This window comes from Vibrio pomeroyi, from assembly GCF_024347595.1.
In the GTDB taxonomy this organism is placed as follows: domain Bacteria; phylum Pseudomonadota; class Gammaproteobacteria; order Enterobacterales; family Vibrionaceae; genus Vibrio; species Vibrio pomeroyi.
Genome location: NZ_AP025507.1, coordinates 598369 through 609972, shown reverse-complemented (window position 1 = coordinate 609972; position 11604 = coordinate 598369). Strand labels below are relative to the sequence as shown.

9 protein-coding genes are annotated in these 11604 nt (G+C 45.2%); 6 read left to right on the top strand and 3 right to left on the bottom strand.

What is annotated here, in order from left to right; genetic code table 11:
- Positions 1-91: 91 nt before the first annotated feature.
- Positions 92-994, bottom strand: coding sequence for a DMT family transporter (locus OCV12_RS18875; RefSeq protein ID WP_261886893.1), 903 nt, complete (start codon positions 992-994; stop codon positions 92-94).
- Positions 995-1244: 250 nt separating this feature from the next.
- Here OCV12_RS18875 and OCV12_RS18870 point away from each other — a divergent pair, with 250 nt between their 5' ends.
- From OCV12_RS18870 to OCV12_RS18845, 6 genes are all read left to right on the top strand, one after another.
- Complete coding sequence (locus OCV12_RS18870) at positions 1245-1640, top strand: DUF3302 domain-containing protein (RefSeq protein WP_261886892.1); 396 nt, start codon at positions 1245-1247, stop codon at positions 1638-1640.
- Positions 1640-2770, top strand: a complete 1131-nt coding sequence (locus tag OCV12_RS18865; RefSeq protein WP_176679263.1) for an HlyD family secretion protein — start codon at positions 1640-1642, stop codon at positions 2768-2770. The genes OCV12_RS18870 and OCV12_RS18865 overlap by 1 nt, the downstream gene beginning before the upstream one ends.
- A 326-nt stretch (positions 2771-3096) precedes the next feature.
- Complete coding sequence (locus tag OCV12_RS18860) at positions 3097-3645, top strand: ECF-type riboflavin transporter substrate-binding protein (protein ID WP_048662433.1); 549 nt, start codon at positions 3097-3099, stop codon at positions 3643-3645.
- A 6-nt stretch (positions 3646-3651) separates the two neighbouring features.
- Positions 3652-5346, top strand: a complete 1695-nt coding sequence (locus OCV12_RS18855; protein WP_261886891.1) for an ABC transporter ATP-binding protein — start codon at positions 3652-3654, stop codon at positions 5344-5346.
- Positions 5343-6182 carry an energy-coupling factor transporter transmembrane component T family protein gene (locus OCV12_RS18850; RefSeq protein ID WP_261886890.1) on the top strand — a complete coding sequence of 280 codons (840 nt, stop codon included), beginning with the start codon at positions 5343-5345 and terminating at the stop codon, positions 6180-6182. Before OCV12_RS18855 ends, OCV12_RS18850 begins: the two co-directional genes overlap by 4 nt.
- A gap of 221 nt (positions 6183-6403) precedes the next feature.
- Entirely contained in the window at positions 6404-6874 is a 471-nt protein-coding gene (locus OCV12_RS18845; RefSeq protein WP_261886889.1) for a TetR/AcrR family transcriptional regulator, read from the top strand.
- 78 nt (positions 6875-6952) lie between these two features.
- Here the strand turns inward: OCV12_RS18845 and glgB are convergent, their stop codons facing one another.
- Together glgB and malQ are read right to left on the bottom strand one after the other, a co-directional pair.
- The gene (glgB, locus tag OCV12_RS18840; RefSeq protein ID WP_261886888.1) at positions 6953-9136 is read right to left on the bottom strand and encodes a 1,4-alpha-glucan branching protein GlgB; all 2184 of its coding nucleotides are present in this window, start codon (positions 9134-9136) and stop codon (positions 6953-6955) included.
- Between the two features lie 175 nt (positions 9137-9311).
- Positions 9312-11492: a 4-alpha-glucanotransferase gene (malQ, locus tag OCV12_RS18835; RefSeq protein ID WP_176679258.1), complete on the bottom strand. Its 2181-nt coding sequence runs from the start codon at positions 11490-11492 to the stop codon at positions 9312-9314.
- Positions 11493-11604 lie beyond the last annotated feature (112 nt).

Genomic DNA, 11604 nt, shown 5'->3' with positions numbered 1-11604 from the left:
AAGTAAGATTAGAGTAAGTGCAGAGCATGCTCTTTACTTACTCACCATTAAAAGTCGCAGATCCAATCTAAGCTATCGATAACAGGCTGATCTATTGATAGAAAAACAGAGATATTCCACCTAACGCCGCAAGTGTGCCGATGATACTTTGCTTCGACACCTTCTCTCCTTTAAGCGCGTAAATCACCAAAATAAAGACCGGACTGGTCGCTATCAATGTTTGAGCAATCGCTGGGTTGGCATTTTTCAATGCTACTTGCTGCAGCCATAACGCGAGAAACGTCCCGACAAAGATTGCCCCTAAAAGCCAGAGCTTGTCGAGCTTGGTCATCGCCCATAAATCTCTTTTTATTGACGAATATGGCTTCTTCTCAATAAATGGAATAATCAGCATCACGGCAAAAACACCAATCGTCAGACGAATCAAGGCGCCTAACAATGGCGGGATATCACCCGCGACTAACGCATAGTGGGAAATCACCACGCCCGAAGCCTGACATACACTCGCCACAAGCCCATAACCAATACCTCCCCACTGCGCCTTGTCACTCGATTCGCCATTGGTCGGTTTAGAGGGTTGAAACACAACAAAAGTGACGGCGAGCGTCGTGATGACAACACCTAACCAGCTTTGCAGGGTCAAGGCTGCGCCAAGGAACATCAAGGCGAGCACACCAGAGAGTGGAGGAGCCAAAGACTCAAGCAACAAGGTTTTGTTCGCACCAATTCTTTTCAAGGCTGCAAAATAAGCGCTGTCTCCAATGGCAATGCCAATAACTCCTGAAATGGCCAATATCCAAAAGTGACTGGCGCTGAGTTTAAACTCAGGCATTGGGACAAGAGGCATCACCAGCAACATCATGCCTGAAGCCACCACACCCTTAATAATATTGAGCTGCATTGCAGAGAAACGATGGCCAAACTGCCCATAAATCCAAGTTGCACACGCCCACACGATAGCCGCTCCAATCGCCGCTATTTCACCTATATACATTTGTATTTATCCTTGGGGTTATGTGCATCCACTAACATTACTCCAGTCATCGCTTTATTTGAATGCCAAACAAGAGCACAAAAGAAACCTCTCCAAACAGGATGACGATTTTATAAGATGCAGCAATAATATCGTTCACATTAGAAGCGAAAACACATTATTTGTAACTCGGTAAATCATTTCGATAACAATTACTTGGATGATAGCGTAGTATATTTATAACTAATATCTAACATTACAAGGATCTGTTATGTTTTTAGACTACTTTGCGCTCGGTCTACTTATTTTCGTAGCATTAGTAATCTTTTACGGCATCATCGTTATTCACGATATTCCCTATGAAATTGCGAAAGAACGCAATCACCCTCATCAAGATGCTATTCATGTCTCAGGCTGGGTTAGCCTATTCACCTTACACACTATCTGGCCATTCCTTTGGATTTGGGCGACGCTATGGCGCAAAGATCGCGGCTGGGGCTTCGCAAAACTCGAAGAAGAGCAGCACGATATTCACCACCGTGTTGACGCCTTAATCGACCAAGTTAGCACCCTTCAGCAAGAAATCGCACAACTCAAACAAGCCGATTCCGTTAAAGCGGAGCAAAATAAAGATCAGAATAACGCTCAAGATCAGGAGGTTAAGTAATGGATTTACTGCTGATAATGACCTATGCGGCACTTTGTATCACCATCTTCAAGGTGTTCAACATTCCGCTAAATAAATGGACGGTTCCAACTGCGGTACTTGGCGGCGTCATCATCATAGGTACATTGATCCTTTTGATGAACTATAACCACCCTTTCACACAGATCGGTAACCAAGTTTACTCAACGACACCGATTGTTTCTGGTGTACGCGGTAAAGTAATTGAAGTACCGGTTGAAGCGAATAAGCCTCTTCAGAAAGGCGATATCCTTTTCAAGATCGATCCTATCCCTTTTGAAGCAGCCGTTGCAAAACTGGAAGCGCAAGTTAAAGAAGCAAGCCAAGGCGCTCTAGGCCTAGAATCTCAAGTTGGCGAAGCTGAAGCCGCCAAAATAAAAGCGATTGCAGAACGAGACAAAGCACAGCGTGAATTCTCTCGATACAAACGTGGCTTTGAAAGTGGCGCCTTCACCGAACAACAACTCGATACTCGTCGACAAGCGTACAAAGGTGCGGAAGCTGCAGTGAAAGTTGCTGAGGCGAATCAACAACAAGCTCAAATCGCACTTAACTCAGAAATTGGTGGCGAAAACACAGCCGTTGCAGGTTTACTTGCCGATTTACGCAAAGCCCAATTTGACTTAGACCAAACTATCGTTCGTGCGCCAACGGATGGTTACGTGACGCAATTGGCTCTTCGCCCAGGAGTCATGGCAGTACCACTTCCACTAGCGCCAGTGATGACGTTTGTTCACACCGAAGCTCAGTTCTACACCGCAGCCTTTAGACAGAACTCATTGCAGCGTCTGCAACCAGGGTTTGAAGCTGAGTTCTTATTCAGAGCTCTGCCTGGCAAAGTGTTTAAAGGCCGTATTGATGAAGTATTGCCTGCAATTGGTGAGAGCCAATTCCAAGCTCGAGGTGCTTTACTAGGTACTGATGCTCTGCGTACCAGTGGTCGCGTGTTTGTTAAGTTAACCATCACAGATGACCTATCTGAATACCATCTACCTATGGGCACTGCGGTTGAGGTTTCGGTTTATTCTGACAGCTTCACTCACGTGTCTATCATGCGTAAAGTGCTTATTCGTATGAAGAGCTGGCAGAACTATCTATACCTAGATCACTAAGTTACCGTCAGCTAAACCAAGAAATTAGCGATGCTTAGCCCTAAAATAGAACTAACGCATTGTTAATATGAATGAAAAAGCCAGATCCGCTCTGGCTTTTTTGTTGCTTGATTAACCGTAAATTTCCGTATTTTTCATCATATTTACGTGTTCAGATGGAATTTTAGACATCTAGACACTTACCTTCCCTTATGGAAGTGTTCTACTGTATAATGCGCGCCTTATTTTTTATATTTGCCCAAAAAACGTTCTCATTGAGACGCATATTAATAATGGCGAATATTCGTTCTTTATCACGTTTTATCTTTCAGTATTCGAGGTTATCTATGAACTTTTCAGCTAAAACAGTCGTCGTTATCGCCATTGGCGCGGCACTGTACGGCATTGGTGGTTTACCTATGTTTGGTGTCCCAGTGTTTGCGAACACGACATTGAAACCAGCAATGGCAGTTCTAGCACTGTTTTCTGTTTTGTTCGGCCCAATTGTAGGCTTCTTGGTAGGCTTCATTGGCCACTGGGTAACAGACTTATTCGCAGGTTGGGGCGTATGGTTAACTTGGGTACTAGGCTCAGGTATCGTGGGCATGGTTATTGGTCTATTCCCTATGATGACTAAAAACCGTCTTCAACAAGGCGAACTGCCAATGAAAGATTTTGCGCTATTTGTCGTACTGGCTCTCGCAGGTAATGTTGTCGGCTACGGCTGTTCTGCATTCCTAGATACCATCTTATACGCAGAACCGTTTACTAAAGTCTTCACTCAACTGTCTATCATCGCAGCGGGTAATACCGTTCTGATCGCTGTTGTTGGCTTCCTGATCCTAAAATCAGTCGCTAAGCGTAACAAACAAAGCCGCAACCTGACTGAGGCATAAGCGATAATGACTATAGCATTTTCGAACTTCTCTTTTAGATATGAGTCGCTGGATAAACCGACGCTAAAAAATATCAATCTAAGGATAGAGAAAGGAGAGAAAATCGTCATTATTGGACCAAGTGGTAGTGGTAAATCTACCCTAGGTCAGTGTCTTAATGGTCTAATCCCTCACGCGATTAAAGGTGAGGTTTCCGGCTCTTTAGAGATCAACGGCAAGAACATCTCTGAGTTTTCAATGCACGACTATACCGAGCAAGTCGGCACGGTATTGCAAGATACTGACAGCCAATTTGTCGGCTTAAGTATCGGCGAAGACATCGCCTTCGCATTGGAAAACCAGTTGATGTCGAACATCGATATGTATCCTCTTGTTAAGTCGACAGCAAAAATGGTCGACTTGGGGGATATGCTTGATCGTTCTCCACACGACCTTTCAGGTGGTCAAAAACAACGAGTTTCGTTAGCGGGCATCTTAGTTGATGACGTTGATATCTTGCTGTTTGATGAGCCTTTAGCAAGCCTTGACCCTAAGACGGGCAAGGCAACGATTGAGATCATCGACCAACTGCATAAAGAAACCAACAAGACTATCGTGATTATCGAACACCGCCTTGAGGATGTTCTACATCGCGATATTGATCGTGTGATCTTAATGGAACGCGGCGAAATCGTTGCAGACATGACACCCGATGAAATCTTAGCTTCTGAACTGCTTGAGACACACGGTATTCGTGAACCGCTTTATCTATCAGCACTTAAAGCAGCCAAAGCGCCTTTAACAAGCGAAGACAAGCTGTCCAACCTCAAAGCTTTGGACTACAAAAGGTTCCGCCCTACGGTTCAAGCTTGGTTTGCTGAACGCCCTACTCCCGTTGCTGAAAGGCAGTATCAGCCTTTGCTCGAAGTGCATGGCCTGACTTACTCTTACGACGGTGAAAAAAACGCACTCGAAGATGTCAGCTTTAAGATTGGCAAGGGTGAGTTTGTTTCAATATTGGGTAAGAACGGTTCAGGTAAATCGACCATCACCAAGATCATCATGGGTGTGATTGACGCGGATTCTGGCTCTTCGTACCTGAACGGCGAAGACTTGTCTGAGCTTTCTATCTTCGAAAGAAGTCAGAAAGTCGGTGTGGTAATGCAGAACCCGAACCATATGATCTCGCATCATATGATTTTTGATGAGGTTGCATTTGGCCTTCGTAACCGTGGCGTTACAGAAGACGAAATCAAAGACAAAGTAGAATACGTTCTTGAGCTTTGTGGCTTGAGTAAGTTCCGCCACTGGCCAATCGAAGCACTGAGCTACGGTCAGAAAAAGCGCGTAACAATAGCGTCTATCTTGGTTTTAGAGCCAGAACTTCTGATCTTAGATGAGCCAACGGCAGGTCAAGACTACCGTAACTACACATCGATGCTGGCGTTCATTCAAAAACTCAACCGCGACCTAGGCATCACCGTTGTGATTATCTCACACGACATGCACCTCGTTCTCGAGTACACCACACGTTCAATCGTAATTGCAGACAGCAAGCTGATTGCCAATGCCGCGATGACGGAAGTATTCAGTCAACCATCGCTATTAGAACGTGCAAATCTTTGTACCACCAGTATTTATGAACTCGCGACCATGATGAAAATCGACGACACCAATGCATTTATGCAGTACTTCATCGACTACGAGAGAAGCGCTCAATGAATGCATCAAAAGTAAAATTCGGCATCAATTACATCGATACCAAATCGCCGCTGCACGCTCTCAATGGCATCACCAAGTTTGCGCTGTTTTTAGCTTGGGTAACCGTTGTCCTTACAACGTTCGATCTTAGACTCATCGTTGTTTTGATCCTGACTGGCTTATATCTATTAAAGCTGACTCAAGTTCCTGTGCGAGTTTACAAGCCGCTGTTGATTGGTACTGCAAGTGTTCTGAGCCTAAATGCCTTATTTATGTATTTACTGGCTCCACAACAAGGTCCCGAACTCATTGGCAGTGAAACGCTATTATTGACGCTTCCTGGTAATTACTCATTGAGCCAAGAGACACTGTTTTACTTGGTGACCGTGACGCTCAAATACATGAGCATGTTCCCGATCGCGCTGATCTTTGTCTTCACAACGCACCCAACTGAGTTCGCAGCAAGCCTCAACCGTATCGGAGTTCCTTACAAAATAGCTTATGCGGTAAGCTTAACGCTACGTTACTTGCCAGAAGTTAAGAAAGATTTCGTCAATATCATGCACGCCCAACAGGCTCGTGGTGTAGAACTTTCCAAGAAGGCACCACTCATTACCCGCATCAAAAATGTTGCAAAAGTGTTGGGGCCATTGATTTTTTCAAGCTTGGATCGAGCAGATGAGATCTCAAATGCGATGACATTGCGCGGTTTCGGACGACATAAATCTCGCACTTGGTACAGCTATGCACCTCTCAAACGTATCGACTTTATGTGCTTAACGGTCATCGCTTTGATAGTGATATTGGCCATTGTAAAACGTATTGTTGAGCCTGAATTATTTTGGTATCCATTCTAGTTTTTATTTACCATATATAAACAACAGCTTAAAATAACATACCGCTCAATAGAGCGGTGTTTTTATATGGACTCAGAGCTGCTTGAAATTCAAGCGAACGATCTATGTTTATCGGCTTTTGACGATAAACTGACGTTTTTTTTACCTATAGGGTTTGAGATTTCTATCAGAAACTCTTAATATACGTGTTTACAGAATGTTACACTCAATAGAGATTTGTAATGGCTCGAATTACTCAAGTACAGAAACTAGAAAACCAAAAACACTACGATGAAATCGTACTAAACCTTTTTCTGGCTGAAGGACATGAAGCACTAACTTATGCAAGGATTGCTCAAGAAATTGGCATTAGTTTAACGACGCTTCAGGGCTATTATTCATCGACACGCGCTATCCGCTCAGTGCTTCACAAGCACATGTTATCGATTGTTATCCAAAGCTTAGAGTTCTCGTCAGAAGCGGCATTTGTTCAATCTTGGCAAGATGCTTTAGATGATGAACAGTTCCGTTACGTGATTAAACTCATGTTTTTCCATGCATCTCAGGTTAAATGCCCTGAAGAGTTCGACCTCAGTTCAAATGGTGAATTTCGTGAGAAGATGTTTGAGAGCTTTGGTACCGACTCGGTTCGTATTCTTGAAACTGTCGTAGGACGCTCAATGTTCTATCTAACGAACTTCAAGCAGCATTAAGCTAAACGAACATTTATATTCAATACAAAAAGGGAGCCAGAAGGCTCCCTTTTTTTACTTTCTACTACATGAATTATATTACGAATTCAGTTTATAGAAGACTGTTGATAGCGGCGGTAAACGCAACTCAATCGATGTATCCAGACCTTCGCTTTCTACTGATTCGATCTCCGCAGTCTGCTTCACTTCAAAACCACTACCGGCGTAGTCAGTCGAGTCAGTATTCAACAATAGTGAGTACTTACCTTGTACTGGCACACCTAAGCGGAAATGCTCGTGAGGTACAGGCGTAAAGTTAGATACCACCAATATGCGCTCACCAGATTCACTGATACGTTCGTGCGCTAGAATGCTCGCTTCTGCTGAATCTTGAAGACGCCATTCAAAGCCTTTCGGGTCAAAATCAAGATCGTGCATGGCAGCTTCAGAACGGTACAGATTATTCAGGTCTTTGGTTAAGCGCTGAACACCTTGATGACGCTCATAATCTAACAAGAACCATTGCAGTTGGTCGTCATGGTTCCATTCAGCCGTTTGACCAAATTCAGCCCCCATGAAGTTCAACTTCTTACCCGGTTGTGCATACATGTAACCCATGTAAGCACGTAGGTTAGCCGTTTGCTGCCACTCATCACCTGGCATCTTGTTATGGATAGAACCTTTACCGTAAACCACCTCATCGTGAGACAGAGACAATACGTAGTTCTCACTGTGTGCATAAACCAGCGGGAAGGTAATCGTATCGTGGTGATATTTACGGTTGATTGGATCTTCTTGGATGTAAGACAAGCTATCGTGCATCCAACCCATGTTCCACTTAAAGCCGAAGCCTAAGCCGCCCATAAAGGTCGGTGCTGAAACACCAGGGAACGCCGTCGATTCTTCCGCAATGGTCATCGCATTCGGGAAGTGCTTGTACACTTCTTCGTTCATCCACTTAAGGGTAGCGATAGCGTCGTAGTTTTCGTTGCCACCATCTACGTTTGGAATCCACTGATCATGGCTACGTGAGTAATCCAAGTACAACATCGAAGCTACCGCATCAACACGGATACCATCAATATGGAATTGTTCGAACCAATACAGCGCATTTGCCACTAAGAAACGACGCACATGTTCACGACCTAAGTCATAAATGTACGAGTTCCAGTCTTGGTGCCAACCACGACGTGGGTCTGGATCGTGGAACAACGGCGTACCGTCGAAATTAGCTAAACCGTGATCGTCACTTGGGAAGTGAGCTGGAACCCAGTCAAGCACAACGCCAAGGCCCGCTTGGTGACATTGGTCGACGAAGTATTTGAAGTCATCCGGTGAACCGAAACGGCTGGTCGGTGCGAAAAGACCAACAGGTTGGTAACCCCAAGAGCCGTAGAATGGGTGCTCTGAAACAGGCATCAATTCAACGTGCGTATAGCCAAGATCCGTTAGGTATGGAATCAGCTCTGCCGCTAGCTCACGGTAATTTAGGAATTCGCCTTCAGCATTACGCTTCCAAGAACCGGCATGCAATTCATAGAACGAAAGCGCTTCTTTGCGCTTTTGCGTCACTGGACGATTCTGCCACTTAGCATCTTGCCACTCGTAACGAGCGTGATCGTAAGTCACAGAAGAAAATGATGGGTATTGCTCGGAGTAGAAACCCCATGGGTCAGCTTTATGTGGTAAGCCTTCGCCATCTGGTCCTTTTAACTCAAACTTGTATTGAGCGCCCTCTTCCAATTCAGGAATGAATAGGCCCCACATACCGTAATCTAGACGTTGCATTGGGTGGCGGCGACCATCCCAAGAGTTGAAGTTACCCACCAAACTTGCCGCTGTTGCATGCGGTGCATACACCAAGAAACGAGTACCTGAAATCGTCTGTCCATCACGCTCTAGTGTAATAAACTGAGCCCCCATGTGATGGTACATATCTTTCGGTGTGTGAAGGTCTTCATAACTCGCGTACAGATCATGGTACTGGTATGGATCATCAATGATCTGCTCTACTCCAGCCCAATCAACTGCAAGCTTATAGTGAGTAAAACGTAAGTCTCTTTCTTGCTTAAGAATGAAACCACTTTCACCCTCTCGCGTTAACTCAATACGAGGTTCCTTTCCAACAATCAACTCGACTTTATCTGCTCCAGGAATCCATACACGTAATGCACCTTGATCAGAAGGTAGGTATGGACCTAAAAACGCAAATGGGTCTGTGAAGCAAGCCTGTGATAGTTGGGTATATATTTGTTTTTGCTTTGAAATCGAACTTAGTTCCAAAACGTTTCTCCCTAACCAAACATCCAAAAAATATAATACAAAAATGCCCGCTATTAGTGCGGGCAATATAACGACGGTTTATTCTACCAGATGAGCATTCATTATTGAGTGACCGAGGTTGTAGTTTCGTACGCCGTAAGCAAAAAACCACCTATATTCAAGTCACTCAATGTCATTACTTACCTGCTTTTTCTCGAACGTCTGTCAGCTTAGAAGCGATGCGATTAACGCCTTCGTGGGCAAAGATTTCGTCCAAGTTCATTGATAGTTTACGACGCCAGTTAGGGTACTCATCGACGGTACCAGGAATGTTTACTGGCTTATCCATCTCTAGCCAGTCTTCCAATTGGACACTTAGCAGTGTTGAACCACCAGCCGCAACGTGCAGTTGAAGTGCTTCTGCAAGGTAAGAATCCATCGGTACTTGGCTTGCATCGCGGCCAACACCTTCAGGTAGGAAACCGTGCCATGCTACTGAGTCTAAGATACCTTGCTTACACTCAAGACGGTCATCGAACAGAGTTTCTAGCTGTGCTGCGTCTGGGTATAAACCAATCTCTTGCCCCATCTTCAAGTCATCGCAGTGCCAGAAGCCACGTAATGTTGGCATATCGTGCGTACACAGTGCTGCCATTGATTGCGATGCGTAGTGTTTCGGAGAGATGAAGCCACCATCTTCTTCTGATGTTTCGAAGAAGAACACTTTGTAAGAGTGCACGCCAGCATCCGCTAGGATGTCTACGATCTCATCTGGCACCGTACCTAAATCTTCACCGATAACGCTACATTGGTAACGGTGAGATTCAAGCGCAAGAATCGACAGCATATCTTGGACTGGGTAGTAGATGTACGCGCCCTTCGTTGCGTTTTCGCCTTTTGGAATCCACCATAAACGCAGTAGACCTAACACGTGGTCAATACGCAGTGCACCACAGTGTTTCATATTCGCACGAAGCAACTTGATGTAAGCATCGTAGCTTGTTTCTAGAAGCACTTCTGGGTTCAGCGGTGGTAAGCCCCAGTTTTGGCCTAGAGGACCAAGGATATCTGGTGGAGCACCGATGCTCGCATCCATTACTAGGTTGCCTTCGTCAGCCCAAGTCTCGCTGCCTGAATCTGCAACGCCTACCGCTAGATCTCGGTACAGACCAACCGCCATGCCTTTCTCTTCAGCAAGCGATTGAGCATCGTTGATTTGGCAATCTGCTAACCATTGCAGGTACATGTAAAGATGCACTTGCTCTAGGTTCTCTTTGATGTATTTCTGTGTTGCTGGGCTGTCGAATGTACGGTATTTCTCAGGGAATACCGGCCAACCCCACATGCCAGAATCTTCAGCATGCAATTCACCGTGCAGTGCATCGAATGCCGCTTGGTGCATCAGGCTGTCGCCGCCCTCTTCCACAAACGCTAGGAAGGCTTGTGCACGATCGCTGTTCTTGTCTAGGTGACGAGTCTTAAACTCTGCGAATAGCAAAGGCAAGATGCTCATCTTCAGCTCAGACACTTCCGTGTAATTCACCCAGTGTGCATCACGAGCTTTCTGTAGGCGCTGTTGGAACTCTGCGCTGCCTACGGTTTGTTGTGCTTCTGCACTTAATGCAAATTCAGGAACTGAGCTCACATCAATGTATAAGATGTTCAACCAACGACGTGAAGACGGGCTGTATGGGCTCGCACCTTCCGGGTTCGCAGGGAACAATGAGTGGATCGGGTTTAGACCAACGAAGTCACCGCCGCGAGACGCGATATCAGCAACCAACTGTTTTAGGTCACCGAAGTCACCAATACCCCAGTTGTGTTGAGTTCTTAGTGTGTAAAGCTGAACACTTGGTCCCCAAAGCTTTTTGCCTTGCTCAATTGGAGACTGCTTGAAACACGCTTTTGGCGTAATGATCAGTGTCATCTCGTAAGGCTTCTTACGGCGCTTACGGCTCACAATTAGCTTGTGATAACCCCATGCCAAATCACTTGGCAATGCAAACACTAAAGGGCCACCCTCGGCACGCTCATCACGAACGACTTGAGATTGAAGATAGCCTTCGAGTACCTCTCCTTGCTCGGTTTCTAAGCGCCAGCTGAACTCGCTTTCACGAGCACTAACACCTAAATTCAGCGCCACTTCTACTGGCTCACCATCACGCAAGACAAGAACTGGGTCTAGTACATCTTTTTTGTGTTTTCTTTCTGCTGACTTTAATAGTGCATCATCGCTGCTTGTATCGTAGCCCAATGAAGCCAATAGAGACGTAATAGTTTCGTCTGATACCTGTGCTTCATCGCCCCACGCACTAACGTAACTGTCGGCAATGTTTGCCATTTCTGCGACTTGTTTTAATACGGTCTGTTCTTTCATCGCTCTCTCCGAAAACGTTCTGACGCTTTCAATTTTTGTAGGGTTGTTTATTTAATTTTTTACTAATCAATTAGCTTGTGACAATCAGTTTGTAAGCATTGCTATCGGATAA